Origin of the sequence: Stenotrophomonas sp. TEPEL (genome assembly GCF_004348785.1) — a bacterium.
In the GTDB taxonomy this organism is placed as follows: Bacteria; Pseudomonadota; Gammaproteobacteria; order Xanthomonadales; family Xanthomonadaceae; genus Stenotrophomonas; species Stenotrophomonas indicatrix.
On sequence record NZ_QQXJ01000001.1, the window covers coordinates 1 to 16862 of the forward strand.

At 67.3% G+C, this 16862-nt stretch carries 16 protein-coding genes; 6 read left to right on the top strand and 10 right to left on the bottom strand.

Annotation, left to right across the window (positions count from 1 at the left end):
* Positions 1-442 precede the first annotated feature (442 nt).
* Positions 443-1213, bottom strand: a complete 771-nt coding sequence (locus tag TEP_RS00005) for a rhomboid family intramembrane serine protease (protein ID WP_132823522.1) — start codon at positions 1211-1213, stop codon at positions 443-445.
* 106 nt (positions 1214-1319) lie between these two features.
* Complete coding sequence (locus tag TEP_RS00010) at positions 1320-2276, bottom strand: TerC family protein (RefSeq protein ID WP_025875596.1); 957 nt, start codon at positions 2274-2276, stop codon at positions 1320-1322.
* 350 nt (positions 2277-2626) lie between these two features.
* On the opposite strand from TEP_RS00010, the gene TEP_RS00015 reads away from it, so the two are divergent.
* Positions 2627-3796 (top strand): class I SAM-dependent rRNA methyltransferase, encoded by a 1170-nt coding sequence (locus tag TEP_RS00015; protein ID WP_132823524.1) that lies wholly within the window; start codon positions 2627-2629, stop codon positions 3794-3796.
* Positions 3797-3868: 72 nt separating this feature from the next.
* Here TEP_RS00015 and TEP_RS00020 read toward each other — a convergent pair whose 3' ends face one another.
* Both TEP_RS00020 and TEP_RS00025 read right to left on the bottom strand, forming a co-directional pair.
* Positions 3869-4735 carry a hypothetical protein gene (locus tag TEP_RS00020; protein ID WP_132823526.1) on the bottom strand — a complete coding sequence of 289 codons (867 nt, stop codon included), beginning with the start codon at positions 4733-4735 and terminating at the stop codon, positions 3869-3871.
* Positions 4732-5550 carry a protein klaA gene (locus tag TEP_RS00025; RefSeq protein ID WP_132823528.1) on the bottom strand — a complete coding sequence of 273 codons (819 nt, stop codon included), beginning with the start codon at positions 5548-5550 and terminating at the stop codon, positions 4732-4734. The genes TEP_RS00020 and TEP_RS00025 overlap by 4 nt, the downstream gene beginning before the upstream one ends.
* A gap of 156 nt (positions 5551-5706) precedes the next feature.
* Between TEP_RS00025 and TEP_RS00030 the strand changes: the two genes are divergently transcribed.
* A complete protein-coding gene (locus TEP_RS00030) occupies positions 5707-6948 on the top strand; it encodes a dipeptidase (protein ID WP_132823530.1) in 1242 nt (413 codons plus the stop codon).
* 59 nt (positions 6949-7007) lie between these two features.
* Here the strand turns inward: TEP_RS00030 and TEP_RS00035 are convergent, their stop codons facing one another.
* From TEP_RS00035 to TEP_RS00045, 3 genes are all read right to left on the bottom strand, one after another.
* Positions 7008-8435, bottom strand: coding sequence for an amino acid permease (locus TEP_RS00035; RefSeq protein WP_032978503.1), 1428 nt, complete (start codon positions 8433-8435; stop codon positions 7008-7010).
* Positions 8436-8588: 153 nt separating this feature from the next.
* On the bottom strand, positions 8589-9002 hold the full coding sequence (locus TEP_RS00040; protein ID WP_025875608.1) for a hypothetical protein: 414 nt from the start codon (positions 9000-9002) through the stop codon (positions 8589-8591).
* Positions 9003-9048: 46 nt separating this feature from the next.
* On the bottom strand, positions 9049-10137 hold the full coding sequence (locus tag TEP_RS00045) for an aldo/keto reductase (RefSeq protein ID WP_132826409.1): 1089 nt from the start codon (positions 10135-10137) through the stop codon (positions 9049-9051).
* Between the two features lie 99 nt (positions 10138-10236).
* Between TEP_RS00045 and TEP_RS00050 the strand changes: the two genes are divergently transcribed.
* On the top strand, positions 10237-11205 hold the full coding sequence (locus TEP_RS00050) for a LysR family transcriptional regulator (protein ID WP_132823532.1): 969 nt from the start codon (positions 10237-10239) through the stop codon (positions 11203-11205).
* Here TEP_RS00050 and leuE read toward each other — a convergent pair.
* Both leuE and TEP_RS00060 read right to left on the bottom strand, forming a co-directional pair.
* A complete protein-coding gene (gene leuE, locus TEP_RS00055; protein ID WP_132823534.1) occupies positions 11143-11772 on the bottom strand; it encodes a leucine efflux protein LeuE in 630 nt (209 codons plus the stop codon). The two genes, TEP_RS00050 and leuE, sit on opposite strands and share 63 nt — an antisense overlap.
* Before the next feature lie 12 nt (positions 11773-11784).
* Positions 11785-12759, bottom strand: a complete 975-nt coding sequence (locus TEP_RS00060; protein WP_081794606.1) for a LysR family transcriptional regulator — start codon at positions 12757-12759, stop codon at positions 11785-11787.
* A gap of 88 nt (positions 12760-12847) precedes the next feature.
* On the opposite strand from TEP_RS00060, the gene TEP_RS00065 reads away from it, so the two are divergent.
* On the top strand, positions 12848-13855 hold the full coding sequence (locus TEP_RS00065) for a zinc-binding alcohol dehydrogenase family protein (RefSeq protein WP_132823535.1): 1008 nt from the start codon (positions 12848-12850) through the stop codon (positions 13853-13855).
* 263 nt (positions 13856-14118) lie between these two features.
* Here the strand turns inward: TEP_RS00065 and TEP_RS00070 are convergent, their stop codons facing one another.
* Complete coding sequence (locus TEP_RS00070) at positions 14119-14724, bottom strand: glutathione S-transferase N-terminal domain-containing protein (protein ID WP_132823537.1); 606 nt, start codon at positions 14722-14724, stop codon at positions 14119-14121.
* A gap of 45 nt (positions 14725-14769) precedes the next feature.
* Here TEP_RS00070 and rmuC point away from each other — a divergent pair, with 45 nt between their 5' ends.
* Positions 14770-16320, top strand: coding sequence for a DNA recombination protein RmuC (rmuC, locus tag TEP_RS00075; RefSeq protein WP_132823539.1), 1551 nt, complete (start codon positions 14770-14772; stop codon positions 16318-16320).
* A gap of 70 nt (positions 16321-16390) precedes the next feature.
* Entirely contained in the window at positions 16391-16792 is a 402-nt protein-coding gene (locus tag TEP_RS00080) for a hypothetical protein (RefSeq protein ID WP_132823541.1), read from the top strand.
* Positions 16793-16862 lie beyond the last annotated feature (70 nt).

The window sequence follows — 16862 nt, forward strand, 5'->3', positions numbered from 1 at the left end:
CAACCCGCCCGACCCCTGTCAGGTTCCGTGCGCGGCCAGCCCACGGAGAAGAAGAAAAGAAGANCAANAGCAACAGCGGGTCGCTGCGCTCGTGGGTTCTGCGCGCATGAAAAAAAGCGGCCGATGGGTCGCTTTTGCTTTTGCTCTTCTTTTTCTCTTCCGTGGGGGAAGCCGCAGAGATCCGTCCGAGGCCGGAGGGGTGAGGCCGGGCGGGGTATCCGCGCCATGGATGGCGCGGCTAAGCCTTATCTGATTGGAATCTGGCAACGTAGGTGTCGAGAGCCGGCGTGGGCCGCCGTGTAAGCCTGGATCTCGACGATCGCCTTGTAGCTTGGCGCCCACGCCGGAATCTCCCTTGATCCGCCCGAACAGTTGCTGGAGCTGACACTACCCGGGCGTCCACACACGGTAGCGCCGGGCCATGCCCGGCGTATCCACCCGATCAACCGCGCGGGTCTTCCGGCCGGCGGAACGGGATCACCACATAGTCCTGACCTTCGCGCGGCTGCCACAGCACCGGCACGCGCTGTGGCGACGGCGGCTCGAGTTCGTCATCGGCCAGCGGCTCGACATCGTCTTCCTCGTCCTCCCAGCTGTAACGCGGGCGCGGCGGCAGCGGGTCGGCGTTGCGGAACAGCAGCGCGGCGATGATGCCGGCGAAGGCTCCGCCCATGTGCGACTGCCAGGACACACCGTCGGCATGCGGCAGCACGGTCATCAGCATGCCGCCGTAGAACAGCATGCCGATCAGCCCGGTGGCGATCGCCGCGCGGTCGCGGCGCAGCAGGCCAAGGCTGGCCAGCAGGAACATCAGGCCGTGGGTGACGCCACTGGCGCCGAGATGGAAGCTGCCGGGGTTGCCGAGCATCCACGCACCGATTCCCGAGCCCAGCCACAGCAGGGGCAGGGCACGCAGCGTGGCTTTGGGATAGACGCTGCCGGCCAGGGTGCCGAGGATCAGGATGGCGAAGCTGTTGGCGGCAATGTGTTCGACCGAGCCATGCAGCAGCGGTCCGCCGATCAGGCCAAGCAGGCCCTTGGCTTCCAGCGGTGCGACTGCCCAGGGTCGCCAGTCGAAATGGTCCTGCAGGGCGAACACGGCCACCAGCACCAGCACGGCGGCCAGGCTGGCATTGAAGGCGCGCAGGATGCGCGTGCGGTCGTTGCGGGCGGCCGGCGCGTCGCCGGCGGGCAGGGGCGCGTTCGTGTTCATACCCTCAGCAATGGCGGTGGCCGGCGCGAAACCAAGGCCACCGCTGCGGGAGAGTGGCTGCGACCGGCGGGACAATCCACCGGCCGCAGCGTTCAATCGGCCAGGGTCAGGCGCCGCCTTCCTTCGGCGGGTTCTTCAGGCTCAGCACCACCGTGGCGGCGATGATCACCGCGACCACGCCCAGCGAGATCGGGGTCGGGATCTTGAACAGGTCGATGATCATCATCTTGATGCCGATGAAGGCCAGCACCAGGGCCAGGCCGTACGGCAGCAGGTGGAAGCGGTCGGCCATGCCGGCCAGCAGGAAGAACATCGCGCGCAGGCCGAGCACCGCGAATACGTTGGAGGTCAGCACGATGAACGGGTCGGTGGTGATCGCGAAGATCGCCGGGATGCTGTCCACCGCGAAGATCACGTCGGTCACCGCGATCAGGATCAGCACCGCGAACAGCGGGGTGAACCAGCGCACGCCGTCGCGCTTGACGCTCATCGCGTTGCCTTCGTAGTCCGGCAGCAGGCGCAGGTGCTTGCGCATCCAGCGCAGTGCCGGGTTGGCTTCCAGGTCAGGCTCCTGGCCCGCGGCGAACCACATCTTCCAGCCGGTGAAGAGCAGGAAGGCGCCGAATACATAGAGCAGCCAGTGGAACTGGGTGATCAGCACGCTGCCAGCGAAGATCATGATCGTACGCAGCACGATCGCACCCAGGATGCCGATGATCAGCACCTTCTGGCGCTGTTCCTCCGGCACCGCGAAGTAGCTCATGATCATCAGGAAGACAAAGATGTTGTCCACCGCCAGCGCCTTCTCGACCAGATAGCCGGTCAGGAACTCCAGGCCGACCTTGTTGGCCACGACCTGCCCGGCGGTCTCGTTCAGGTAGAACCAGAGGCCGCCGTTGAAGGCCAGCGCCAGCGCGACCCAGCCGATGGACCACCACAGGGCTTCCTTGAAAGTGACCTTGTGCGGGCCACCGTGGCGCATCAATACGAGGTCGACCAGCAGGGCGATGACCACCACCGCTGCGAAGCCGCCCCACAACCACAAATTACCGATCGTCTGCATGGGTTTGTCCGTTGGGAAATGAAAAATGCCTCAAGCCGGACGGCGAGGATCTGCAACGGAGGATCGGGAGGGGATCCAGGGACAGAGCTTCGCCAGTACGGCGAAGGTCTCGCTCGCAGTTCCGATGGGCCGGAACTGCCGTTGCACCGGAGCCTGCGGGCTCGAATTGACGGCGACAACGTCTGGGAGCTACTCCCCTTCTGCCGCCGATTCTGCGGCCTGGCCGGGCCGGCGTCAAATTGGGGAGGCCGGGGTCCCTGCTCTGGTAGGTGCCAACCTTGGTTGGCATACCCGCCGGGGGCAGAGCCCTTGTGGGGATCTGACCCCGGCGCCCGGTTTACAATAGGTGGATGAATACCCCCCTTCCCGTTGTCCGCCTCAAGAACGCGTGGCGTTCCAGCCACCCGTGGATCTTCCAGAAACTGGTCGAGAAGCCGACCGTCCGGCCCAAGCCCGGCGCCCTCGTCGATGTCGTCGGCGTGGATGGCGAGTTCATCGGCCGTGGCTTCTACAACGGGCATTCGCGTATTGCCGTACGCATCCTCGAAACCGACCCGCAGATCCCGCTGGATGCCGGCTGGTTCTCGCGCAAGATCGCCCAGGCGGTGTCGCTGCGTCGTGAGGTGCTCAAGCTCGATGCGGTGTCCGACGCCTGGCGCGTGGTGCACAGCGAGGGCGATGGCCTGTCCGGCCTGGTGGTCGACCGCTACGGCGACCTGGTGGTGGTGGAGTTCTTCGCCGCCGGCATGTTCCGCCACCGCGAATGGATCTACGACGCCCTGCGTGAACAGTTCCCGGGTTGCCGCTTCCACAGCTTCGCCGACGAACACGTGCAGAAGCAGGAGAGCTTCGATTTCCACGGCAATACCACCACCGAAGCGTCGGTGATCACCGAGTACGGCATCAAGTTCCGCGCCGACCCGGCCGGTGCGCACAAGACCGGTTTCTTCGCCGACCAGCGCGAGAACCGTGAGTGGCTGAGCCAGCAGGTGGAAGGCAAGAGCGTGCTCGACCTGTGCTGCAACACCGGCGGTTTCGCCGTGTACGCGGCCGCGCGCGGTGCATCGGAAGTGGTCGGCATCGACATCGATGAGGACGTCATCCAGATCGCCAAGGGCAATTCACGTCTGAACAACGTGCGCCCGAAGTTCGTCCAGTCCGACATCTTCCCGTGGCTGCGCGATGCGGCCAACCGCGGTGAGCAGTACGACGTGGTGATCCTGGACCCGGCGAAGATGACCCGCGACCGCGATCAGGTGATCACCGCGCTGAAGAAGTACCTGGACATGAACAAGCTGGCGCTGGGCGTGGTCAAGCCCGGTGGCCTGTTCGCCACGTTCTCCTGCACCGGCCTGGTGGCCGAGGACCAGTTCCTGGACATGCTGCGTCGTGCGGCGTACTTCTCCGGCCGCACCATCCAGATCCTGAAGGTGGCCGGCGCCGGCCCGGACCATCCGTTCATGGCCCACGTGCAGGAATCGCGTTACCTGAAGGCCGTGTTCTGCCGCGTGGTGGACTGACCTACGGGGTGTGGAGCCGGGCGATGCCCGGCTCCCCCACACAGCGCCGAAGACTGCCCCCGCGCGCCAGCCTCAGGGCTGCGCGCGTGGCGGCGCAGGAACCGGCTGCAGCTGCTGCAGCAACCCGTTGATCACTTCGGACCTGCGGCGCAGATGGTGGCCGAGCACGATCGCCACCGCACCCAATGCAAGCAGCGCCGGTACCGCGAGCAGCGCGAGCACCCAGCCGACGTCGAACAGAAGCCAGCCCAGCAGACGCTGCTGATGCCATCGCTGCGACCGTTCAGAGCGGGGCAGCCCTGCTGCCTTCTCGAAGCGGGACTGCATTGCCGGCGATACCGGAACACCGATGTCTTCGCCATTGGCCAATGCACGGGCAGTGGCGACCACGGCCGACGAGGCGACGCCGTAGGGAAGCTCCTGCTGTGCACGCAGATAGGCCTGCCACTGGGGGCTGAAGCCGCTGAAGTCTGGACTGGCGATCAGCGCGTCCAGCTGGCGATGGTCGAGGCGATCGCCCTGGCCGATGGCGGGTGCGGTGATGCCCATGCTTCCCCAGGCACCGCACAGCAGCATCGAACCCAGCGCGAATGACCAGGCGAAGCGGCGAAGGCGATGGCGGCTGAGCAGGTCGCGCACGCCGAAGAACATCCACACCAGCAGCAAGGGGGTCATGACCAGCAGGATGAGCAACTGCCTGCCCGTGTCCTTCGATCCATAGCCGGCCGGCACTTGTGCCCACGACGGGGGGCCCAGCTCGGTGCCGGTAAATGCCAGCGCCATGCAGGACAGCGCCGTTGCCGCCAGCGGAAGGCAGGCCAGGCCGAAGACCCGCAGCAGCGAGGCCCGCCGGTAGAACGCGCGCAGGCCCGGAACAGCTTCCACCCGCGCCTGCAGATCCGGCGGGATCTGCAGCGGATCGCGTACCGGCGCGTTCATGCCGGCACCGCCGATGTGCGCAGCAACTGCTGCAGGGCCTGTTTCAGCTGGTCCTGTGCCTGGGCCGCGCTGGCGATCATCTGCGGGCTGGCGTTGTCGCTGTTGTGCAGCGCCTGGATGGTCTGGCGCCAGATCGGCAACAGGATCTGCACCGTCTCGCTGTAACGGTCCAGCAGGTCGATGGCATGGCTGCGTGCCAGCTGCACCTGCATCCGGCTCATCGAATGGCTGGCCAGCAGCGCGGTCAGGTTGGCTACGCGGCGTTGCAGCCGCTCGACCGGACGGTCGAGCACCGGCGCGCCGTCGTCGCTGTCCACGGCCGCTGGCAGCTCCTGCAGGAACTGCACGCCTGCATCGATGTACACCTGCAGTCGCACCCCCTGCACGTCATGCTCGAGCAGCTGCGCATCCAGTCGATCGACGCTGGCCCGCACGGCGATGGCTTCGCGCTCGATCCTGGCCAGGACATCGCCGTTGCTGCCCATGGCAATGCGACGGCGCAGGCGTTCTTCGATATCGGCACCGGTGAACCGCTGCCACCATCCCGCGCGCTGCAGCAGCGCATTGGGATCGTGTTCGGACAGCCGGCTGACCAGTTCGGCAAGCGCCTGGGCCAGTGCGTTGGCGCTGCCATCCTGCCAGGCCGGCTCGGCGCTGGCGCTGGCCAGGTCGGCCGGGCCATAGCGGCCGATGTCGGTACGCCCGGCAAACAACGTTGGCAGCACATCACGCTTGAGCTGTTCGACGGTGACCGTGCTGGCGGGGACGGGGGCCTGGCCCTGCACGGGCAGCGCCGGAGGCTGGGAGTTCGACATCGATGCTTCCATTCCATGGTCGACGCAGCACGCGGTGCTGCACGCTGATTTATCGGCTGCCGGCGAGTGTAATGGAGCTGGCGCATCAATACGGCACTACCGGCGTTGGCCGTCGCGGCGCTATGGTCGTGTCCTTCCCATTGCCGGTGGATGCCCATGCCGTCGTTGCGTCGCCTGTCCCTGCTGCTCGCCCTGGCGCTGAGTGCGCCGCTGTCCGCCCATGCCATCGACTTCAGCACGCAGGAGCTGGCTCGGGCCAAGGCACTGCAGCAGCGCCTGCTGACCCTGGACAGCCACTTGGATACGCCGGCCAACTTCAGCCGCAACGGCTTCGACATCGAGCAGCGGCACGACCGCAACGCGCTCTCGCAGGTGGACTACCCGCGCATGGTCGAAGGTGCGCTTGATGGCGGCTTCTGGGCGATCTATACCGACCAGGGCGACCGCACGGCCGCGGCGCATCTGGCCGAGCGCGACCACGGCCTGCAGCGGTTGCTGGAGATCCGGCAGATGCTGGCCGCCAATCCCGAGCGCTTCGCATTGGCGCTGACCGCCGATGACGCGGCGCGGATCAAGGCCGCCGGCAAGCGCGTGGTCTACATCAGCATGGAGAACGCCAGTCCGCTGGTGGCCGACCCCAGCCTGCTGTCGTTCTATCACCGTGCGGGCCTGCGCCTGCTCAGCACCGTGCACTTCGCCAACAACGAGTTCGCCGATTCGGCCACCGATCCCAAGGGGGCTGAATGGAAGGGCCTGAGCCCGGCTGGCAAGGACCTGGTGCGCGAGGCGGTGAAGCTGGGCATCGTCATCGACCAGTCGCACGCCTCCGATGCCGTGTTCGACGACCTGCTGGCGATGATGCCGGTGCCGTTCGTGCTGTCGCACAGCTCGGTCAAGGCGGTTTACGACCACCCACGCAATCTTGATGACGCGCGCCTGCGCAAGCTGGCCAAGGCTGGTGGGGTGATCCAGGTGAACGCGTATGGCGGCTACCTGATCGACACCGCCAAGTCGCCCGAGCGCAAGCAGGCCGAAGAAGCCCTGAGCAAGCAGCTGGGTGGCTGGGAAGGCATGACCATCGAACAGGGCGTGGCGCTGCAGAAGGCCGAGCAGGCACTGGACCACGAACACCCGGTGCGCCACGCCAGCCTGGACGACTTCTTCGCCCATTTCGAGCACCTCCTGAAGGTGGTCGGCCCCGAGCACGTCGGCATCGGTCTGGACTGGGATGGCGGTGGTGGCCTGAGCGACCTGCCCGATGTCAGCCAGCTGCCGAAGATCACCGCGTGGCTGCTGCGCAAGGGGTACAGCGAACAACAGATCGCCGCCATCTGGGGCGGCAACCTGTTGCGGGTGATGCGCCAGGCGCAGGACTACGCGGCAAAGCAGGGCGGTTAGCCGCCCTGCGGTAGTGCCGGCACGACCCAAAGACCGCCGGGCATGGCCCGGCGCTACCTTTACCGGCCGATCAGCGCGTTGCGACGGCTGTAGGCGAAGTACAGCACCAGGCCGACCACGTTCCACGCCAGGAAGTATAGCTGGGTGGTGTGCGGCAGGCTGATGAACAGGTAGATGCAGCCCAGCGCCGCCAGCGGGCCGACGATGAAGGCCAACGGCGTGCGGAAGGTGCGCTCGCGGTTCGGCTCACGCACGCGCAGCACCACCAGGCAGATGCCAACGGCGGTGAACGCGGCCAGAGTACCGGCATTGGCCAGTGCGGCGATCTCGTCCAGGCGTGCAACGCCGGCCAGTGCCGACACCACCAGGGCGGTGAACAGCGTGGTCGCCACCGGCGTGCCGGTACGTGCGTTGACCTTGGACAGGCCACGCGGCAGCAGTCCATCGCGGCTCATGACGAAGAAGATGCGGCTCTGGCCGTACAGGAAGGCCAGCAGCACGGTCGGCAGGGCGATGATGGCGATCACGCCGATCAGCATCGCGGCGGTGGGCTGGCCCAGCTGGCGCATGATCAATGCCAGCGGCTCGGCACTCTGGCCGAACACGGTGTAGCTCATCGCACCAATCGCGGCCAGCGCCACCAGCACGTACACGATGGTGCAGCCGACCATCGAGCCGATGATGCCGATGGACAGGTCGCGCCCGGGGTTCTTGGTTTCTTCGGCGGCGGTGGAGATCGCGTCGAAGCCGTAGAACGCGAAGAAGATGATCGCCGCTGCCGCCATCACGCCGCGCTCGACGCCATCCGGGCCCAGCGTCTTGGCGAATCCGTAAGGCATGAACGGCTGCAGGTTGTTGGCGTCGAACGCCGGCAGGGCCACCGCCACGAAGATCGCCAGCGCGATCAGCTTGAACACGACCAGGATCGCGTTGAGGGTGGCGCTCTCCTTGGTACCGGCCATCAGCATCAGGGCCACCAGCCAGGTGATGACGATGGCGGGCAGGTTGATCATGCCGCCATCGACGTGCGGGCCTGCCGCGAGCATCGCCGGCAGGCGCAGATCCCAGCCGAACTGGGTATGCACCCATTCCAGGAAGCCGACGAAGTAACCGGACCAGCCGACCGCCACGGTACTCACCACCAGCGAGTACTCCAGGATCAGGCTCCAGCCCACCACCCAGGCAAACACTTCGCCCAGGGCACTGTAGCTGTAGGTATAGGCGCTGCCGGCGGCAGGCATCATCGTGGACAGCTCTGCGTAGGCCAACGCCGCGCAGGCACACACCGCGCCAGCGATGGCGAAGGAGATCAGCACGGCCGGGCCAGCGCGGTCGGCACCCACGCCGATCAGGGTGTAGATGCCGGTGCCGACGATGGCGCCGATGCCCAGCGCGATCAGGTGCGGCCAGCTGAGGGTCGGGACCAGACGCCGGCCGGCTTCATGGACGGTGACGGAATCTAGGGACTTGCGCCGGAGCAGGGACATGCAGGCCTCGGAAGGGGTGACTGAGAACGACAAGTCCCGAGTGTGACCGAACGCAGCGCAGCATTGCCACTGACGGGGGTCATGGCCGACACAGCCCGCGCTGGACGCTGGGCACTCTGCCGGAAACGGCACAAACGGCCTCAGCGCACCGGGCTACCAGTGACAGCCGTCGTCCTGGAAGGCGTTGACGTCTTCGTCGAAGTCCGTGCGGCGACCGTCCCGGGCACGCACGTAGCTGAAGCTGTAGATCCGTGCGCCCTGCGTGCTCAGTGTGTAGTGACCGTTGATGCGACCGTCCACGCGCTCTTCCCAGACGGTATCGAACTGGTAGGGGCGGTCTTCGTCCAGCACCGTGGTCTGTTCGGAGACCCGGCGCAGTGGCAGGCGCTCGCTGTGCCCGGCATAGCGCACATCGGCGCGGCCATCGTCCAGCCAGCGCCATTCCAGGTGGATCGTGTTGTCGCGGCCACCGCTGAGGCAGCGGTGGTCCGGTGCGGCCGTGGCCGGTCCACTGGCAAGCAGCAGCACCAGGGCTGCTGCGACCGCGAGCGTTGGTGTTGCGGCCATGGCGCTTTTGTCCAACGAGGGGCGCCAGCATAGCGCGCCCCCGCTGTTACCTGCTCGGCGCGCGTGGCTGCAGACGCGTACCACCGCTCATCAGCATGCGTGGCAGCGGCATCTGCAGGAAGTCGTGCGGGAAGGCAGGCGCGACCGCGCTGATCGCATCCAGTCGTGCCAGCGCCTCTGCCGGCAGCGCCAGATCCAGCGCCGCCAGGTTGTGTTCGAACTGGTCCAGGGTGCGTGCACCGACGATCGGCATGGCCCCGGCCGCGGGTCGTTGCAGCAGCCAGGCCAGAGCGACCTGCGCAGCCGAGTGCGACAGTTCCGCCGCGACGGCAGCGACTTCCCCGGCGATGTTCAACGAACGTGGCGTCAACGCGCCATTGATGAGGGCCACGCTGCGCCGGGAACCGCCCGGCGTAGCCTCCGGCGGCTCGGCCGTGGTGAGATCAGCCGCGCTGTACTTGCCGGTCAGCACCCCGCTGCCCAGCGGCGACCACGCCACCACACCCAACCCGAGCGCCTCGGCCATCGGCAGCAGCTCCTGTTCGACGCTGCGCTGGATCAGGCTGTATTCGATCTGCAGGGCCACCAGTGGCGCCCAACCGCGCAGGTCGGCCAGGGTCTGCATGCGGGCGATCTGCCAGGCCGGCGTGTCCGAAATGCCGGCATACAGCACCTTGCCGCTGCGCACGAGATCGTCGAAACCGCGCATCACCTCGTCCACCCCGGTAGTGTCGTCCCAGGCGTGCAGGTACAGCAGATCCAGGTAGTCGGTGCCGAGCCGGCGCAGGCTGTCCTCCACCGAGCGCATCATGCTCTTGCGATGGTTGCCGGCGTTGTTCGGATCGCCGGGTAAGGTCGCCAGGGTGTACTTGCTGGCGATCACCAGCCGTTCGCGGCGGCCCCGGGCGAATTGCCCGAGCAGCGTCTCGGCGCTGCCATTGGTGTAGTTGTTTGCGGTATCAACGAAGTTGCCACCGCGTTCGACGTAGGCATCGAAGATGCGGCGGGCCTCGGCTTCGTCCGCGCCCCACCCCCAGTCGGCACCGAAGGTCATCGTGCCCAGCGCCATCGGGCTGACACGCAGGCCGGAGCGACCGAGCAGGCGGTAGTGATCAAGTGACATGTGGCATTCCATCGAAGGAGGCGGGCGTGCCGCCGGGAGGGAAAGCATCCGCCCGATGATCCTGTGGATAAACTGGATATACCCGAACTGACAATGAAGGAAGGCTTCACAATGGATCCCTCCACACCGCTGTCGGCGGTGGTCGCGTTTGTCCACGTGGCCGACCACGCCAGCTTTACCCGCGCCGCAGATGCGCTTGGTGTCTCGACCTCGGCACTGTCACAGAGCGTGCGCGCGCTGGAAGCGCGGATGGGCGTGCGCCTGTTGCAACGGACCACGCGCCGGGTGGGGCTGACCGAACACGGTGCACGCTTCCTGCAGCGCGTACGTGGCGGGCTGGCACAGATCGAATCGGCCTTCGAAGACCTGGACAGCGCGCGGACCGTGCCGGCCGGTCGGCTGCGCATCACCCTGCCACGCATCGTTGCCGAGCGCCGGGTCCTGCCGGCGCTGCCGTCCTTCCTGGCCCGGTATCCGCAGGTGGAGGTGGAATTGTGCGTGGAACCGGCGTTGACCGATCTGGTCGCCGAGGGTTTCGACGCAGGCATCCGCCTGGGTGAATCGTTGGCGCAGGGCATGATCGCGGTGCCGATCGGGCCGCCCGAGCGCCAGGTGGTGGTGGCCACGCCGGGCTACTTCGCGCGCCACGGTGTGCCGCAGAGCCCGCAGGAGCTGCAGGGCCACGACTGTATCGTCCATCGCCGCGCCAATGGCCGGCTGATGCCCTGGGAATTCAGCCGTGAGGGGCGTGACCTGGACGTAGCCGTCGAGGGCCGGCTGGTGTTCAACGATGCCGAACTGGCCTATGCGGCGGTGCTGGCTGGGCTGGGCATGGCGCAGGGGTTCGCCTCACTGGTTGCTGACGATCTGGCTGCCGGCCGCCTGCGCAGCGTGCTGGAGGACTGGCAGCCGCCGTTCCCCGGCTTTCATCTGTACTACCCGGCGCGCGAGCATATGGCGCCCAAGCTGCGGGTGTTCATCGACCACCTGCGCGCGGCCTGCCAGGCCGACGGGATCTCAGCCGTTCAGGCCCAGGCGGATGCCGAAGCCGACCAGGAACAGGCCGGCCACGCGCCGTAGCGCATCGCTGACCCGCGGGTGCTGGATCAACCGGCGGCGGGCCAGGTTGCCGACCCAGATCAGCAGCGAGCAGTAGGCGATGCTGACCACGAAGATGATCCCGGCCAGCGCGGCGAACGTGGCGATGCCCTGGTGGGCCTTCGGGTCGATGAACAACGGCAGGAAGGCCATGTAGAACAGGATCGCCTTCGGATTGAGCAGGCTGACCAGGATCGCCTGGTGGAAGTAGCGTCCGGGCTGCATGCGCACCGGGCCAACGTCGGCACCGTCACCCTTGGGCGTGCGCAGCAGGCTGATGCCGACCCACACCAGATACGCCGCGCCCAGATACTGCACGGCATGGAACACCGTCGGATTGGCCTTCAGCAGCGCGGCCACGCCGGCCAGTGCCAGCCACATCAGGATCTGGTCGCCGACCAGCAGGCCGGCCAGCGCCGTGTAGCCGCCGCGCACACCGCCGCGNCCGGNCGCGGTCAGCAGGGTGAAGGTGCCCGGCCCGGGCAGGGCCAGAAACACCAGCACAGCGAGCAGGAAGGTCCACAGGTCCTGGATGCCCATCCACGGCATGGCGCGACTCTCTTACAACGGGGGAGCGCCATTGTCGGCCAGTGCTGGCGCAGGCGACAGGGGCGTGTCGCCGTTGCCGGGCATGGCGGACAGCAGCGGTTGCAGATGCTGGCGCAGCTGCGCGTGCAGTTGCCGCACCGCCGGCGAGAACTGCTTGCGATGGGGGCAGACCAGTTGCAGGGGAATGTGGCTGCCGATGCCATCCAGCAGCACCTGCAGGCGCCCTTCCAGCACGTCGTCGCGGACGTCCAGCCAGGACTTGTAGGTGATGCCCTCGCCGGCGACCGCCCAGCGCCGCACCACGTCGGCGTCGTCGCAGACCAGTGGCCCGCGCACCGGGATCACCACGCGGCGCCCCTCAATCTCGAACGACCAGCGATCGTAGGCGCGGCCGCCGAGCTGGTAGACAAGGCAATCATGCTCGCGCAGATCTTCCAGGCGGCTGGGCGTGCCACGCCGCCGCAGGTACCCGGGCGACGCAGCCAGCACCCGCCGGTTCTGTTCCAGCAAGGGCAGGGCGACGTAGCTGGCGTCGTCGAAGTGGCCGATGCGGATGGCCACGTCGACCGGGTCGCGGAACACATCGGCCACTTCGTCGGACAAGCGCAGGTGCAGGCGCAGCCGTGGATGCGCCGCGCGGAACGCGGTCAGCCACGGCAGCAGCAGGTTGCGGCCGAAGTCCGACGGCGCCGACAACTGCAGGGTGCCGTGCAGTTCGGCGTCCTCGCCCTGCACCCGCGCCTGGCCTTCGCGCAGGGTGCTCAGAACCTCCTGTGCGTAGGGCAGATACAGCGCGCCTTCGGCGGTCAGCCGCAGGCTGCGGGTGGTGCGCACGAACAGGCGCAGGTCCAGCTCGCGTTCCAGTCGCGCCACCGCCGCGGCAACCTGGCCCGGCAGCAGGTCGGCCTCGCGCGCGGCCTGGGAGAAGCTGCCCAGCGCGGCGGTACGGACGAACAGCTGCAGATCGTCGAAGCGGACCATTTTCATTGCTGCAGTGAAAGTGTTGACCGATTCTGCGCCTTTCCGCTCCCCTGCGCACGGCGCACGCTGTGGTCTCTCCTCCCTGGATATCCCCATGCGTGCCATTGCCTACACCCAAGCCGGCCTGCCGATCGACGACCCGCAGGCCCTGATCGATCTCGACCTGCCCCTGCCCCAGCCGGGCCCGCGCGACCTGCGGGTGGCGGTGCGCGCGGTGGCGGTGAATCCGGTCGACACCAAGGTGCGGCGCGGCGCCGCCACCGACGGCCCGCGCGTGCTGGGGTGGGATGCGGTCGGCGTGGTCGATGCGGTCGGCAGCGAGGTGACCCTGTTCCAGCCCGGCGATGCGGTGTACTACGCCGGTATGATCGATCGCCCGGGCAGCAATGCCGAGTACCAGCTGGTGGACGAGCGCAGCGTTGGCCGCAAGCCGGCCAGCCTGGACGATGCCGCCGCTGCGGCGCTGCCGTTGACCGCGATCACCGCATGGGAACTGCTGTTCGACCGCCTGCGTATTGCCGAAGGCGGCGGCGAGGGCCAGACCCTGCTGGTGATCGGGGCAGCGGGTGGCGTGGGTTCGATCCTGGTGCAGTTGGCGCGCCGGCTGACGAAGCTGACGGTGATCGGCACCGCCTCCCGGCCGGAGACCCAGGACTGGGTGCAGGCGATGGGCGCGCACCATGTGATCGACCATAGTCGGCCGCTGGCCGAAGGCCTGGCCCGGCTGGGCATCACCCAGGTGGACCATGTGGCCAGCCTGACCCACACCGACCAGCACTACGCACAGCTCGTCGAGCTGCTGGCGCCGCAGGGGCAGCTGGGGCTGATCGATGATCCGGGCCAGATCGATGTGATGGCGCTCAAGCGCAAGGCGCTGTCGCTGCACTGGGAATCCATGTTCACCCGACCGCTGTACAGGACCGCGGACATGCAGCGCCAGCACGAACTGCTGAACCGGGTGGCCGATCTGGTCGATGCCGGCGTGCTGCAGACCACGCTGGGCGAGCACTTCGGGCGCATCGACGCGGCCAACCTGCGGCGCGCGCATGCGCTGCTGGAGAGCCACCGGGCCAAGGGCAAGATCGTGCTGGAAGGCTGGTAACGCCGGGCTGCGCCCGGCACCCGCAGAGGCGACAGCAACAGCCAAAGCCAAAGCGGGGCTCCTGCGGGTTGGCGGGACGGTGTGGGCAGGCAGGACACGCCGTAAACCCGTCCATGGGGGCTCGATGGCGCCATCCATGGCGCCAACGGTCCTGCCAACCCACACCGCCCCGCCTTCGACGGTTTCCCGCCGCTGTTGGTAGGTGTCGACCTTGGTCGACACAGTAGCTCCACGCCATGCGTGGATGAAGCCAAGCAAGCGTGCTACGCCACGCCGTTGTCCACATGCTCGGTGAAGCCTGGCCGGGCGCGCAGGCGTTCGAACCAGGCGTCTACGTGGCGCAGCGCCGGTTTGTTGCCGGGGGTGCTGCGCCAGCGCTGCGTCGACAGGCCCAGGACGATGTCGGCCAGGCTGAAGTCGGTGCCCGCCACGTAGGCATTGCTGGCGGCAAGCTGGTGGTCGAGCACGGTCATCAGGCGGTTCCATTGTTCCAGGCTTGCCTCGGCGCGTGCGTCGTCCGCGAAGTCGGGGTGCTGGCGCACGCGGGCCATGAACACGTGGCGCCAGGCGCTGTTGAGGTCGCTGGCCTGCCAGTCCATCCACTGCTCGACTTGGGCACGGGCTTGGGCAGCGGCCGGCAGCAGATCGTCTCGTCCCTGCCGGGCGGCCAGGTAGCGGCAGATGCTGTTGGACTCCCACAGCACGAAGTCGCCATCGCGCAGCACCGGTACCTGCCGGTTCGGATTCAGCGTGGACAGCACGTCCGGCGCAGGTGCCGGATCATGGGAGAACGGCAGATCGAGTTCGGCGCACAGCCACAGCACTTTGCGCACGTTGATCGAGGTGGGCTTTCCGTACAGTACAAACATGGGCTCGTTTCAGCACGTGAGACCGGGCCAGCCTACACTTGCCACATGCAAACCGAATTCCTCCTCGTCGCCGGCCTGCTGCTGGTCGTGCTGATCCTGCAACTGGTGGCGCTGCTGCGGCGCCCGCCCCACGATCGCCTGGAACAGGCCGTGCGCGATGAAGCACGCGCCGGCCGCAGCGAGTTGCGCGAGCAGCTCGATGGGTTCGCGCGCGCGCTCACCGATCTGTCCACCCGCACCGACCAGCGCCTGGACCTGCTGCGTGAAGCGCTGAGCGAAGACGCACGCAAGGCCCGCGCCGAGGCGGCCGACAGCCAGCAGCGCAGTGCCGCCTCACTGGGCGAACGCCTGCAGGAACTGCGCGTGCAGTTGGATGTATTCGGCCAGCAGCAGGAGGCACGTATCCATGCCTTCGGCCAGCAGCTGCAGGAACTGACCGCCCGTACCGACACCCAGTTCGGTGCGCTGCGGCAGGCACTGGTGGAGGATGCCCGCAAGGGCCGCGAAGAGGGTGCGCAGTCGCAGCAGCGCCTGACCGAGAGCCTGGGCCTGCGCCTGCAGGAGCTGACCCAGCGCAACGAACAGCGCATCTCGGAAATGCGTGCCACCCTGGAAGAACAGCTGCGCGCGCTGCAGGCCGACAACGCGCAGAAGCTCGAGCAGATGCGCCACACCGTCGACGAGAAGCTGCAGTCCACGCTGGAAACGCGGCTGGGCAATTCGTTCAAGCTGGTGTCCGAACGGCTGGAGCAGGTGCAGCGCGGGCTGGGTGAAATGCAGCAGTTGGCGACCGGCGTGGGCGATCTGAAGCGGGTACTGACCAACGTCAAGAACCGCGGCAGCTGGGGCGAAGTGCAGCTGGAGAACATCCTCGAGCAGACCCTTACCCAGGAACAGTACGCACGCGGGGTGAAAGTACGTCCTGACGGCAACGAGATGGTCGACATCGCCGTGCGCCTGCCGGGCCGTCGCGACGACGACACGCCGGTCTGGCTGCCGATCGATTCCAAGTTCCCGCGGGAAGACTATGAGCGCCTGCTCGATGCGCAGGAACAGGGCGATGCCGAGGGTGTGCGCCTGCAGGGCATCCAGCTGGAACGCGCGATCCGGGTGCAGGCCAAGTCGATCTGCGACAAGTACATCGTGCCTCCGCACACCACTGATTTCGCGGTGATGTTCGTGCCGACCGAAGGACTGTATGCCGAGGTGATCCGGCGCCCGGGCCTGGTCGACCTGCTGCAGCGCGAGCACCGCGTGGTGGTGGCCGGGCCGACCACCGTCACGGCTTTGCTCAACAGCCTGCAGATGGGTTTCCGTACCCTCGCCATCGAGCAGCGATCGAGCGAAGTATGGGGTCTGCTGGGGGCTGTGAAGAGCGAGTTCGGCAAGTTCGCCGGCATCCTTGAGAAGGCCGAGAAGCAGATCACCACGGTGGGCCGCAGCATTGGCGAGGCCAGCCGCAAGACGCGCACCATCGAACGCCGCCTGCGCGGCGTGGAATCACTGGCGACCGAACAGGCGCAAGGCCTGCTGGGCGACCTGGGCGAAGCGTCCAGCGACGAAGAGGCGGCAGAAGGCGAGGGTGAGGAGGCCTGAAGCCGGCTGACACGCCATCTGCATGGGCGGATGCGTATGCTGGCGCCGTCCTTCCTGAACAGGTACCGCCATGCGCCTCCGATTCCTTGCCAGCGTTGCCTTTGGCGCGCTGCTTGCCGCCTGCAGCAGTGCACCCCCGGCTAGTGACGATGCGGGCGCGGCAGCCAAAGCGGCCGACAGCCCGGAAGCCGCTGCAGCCTATGAAGAGGCTCGCGATGTGGACTGCCGTGCAGCTGGCGGTACCCTGCAGCCGTTGGGTCGCCTTCAGCGGGTGCAGTGCGTGATTCCCTATGCCGACGCCGGCAAGTCCTGCAGCAGCAAGAGCGACTGCAGCGGCCGGTGCCTGGCGTCCGCCGAAGTGACCGCAGGCGCGGTGGCAACCGGCACCTGCCAGCGTGATGTCAGCCAGAACTTCGGTTGCCGGCAACGCATCGACGGTGGCAAGGCACAAGGCACCCTCTGCGTGGATTGAAGGTAGTGCCGGCCGCTGGCCGGCAGCCTCAAGAATCTTCGGGAACGTTCATGAGGTTGCCGGCCAGCGG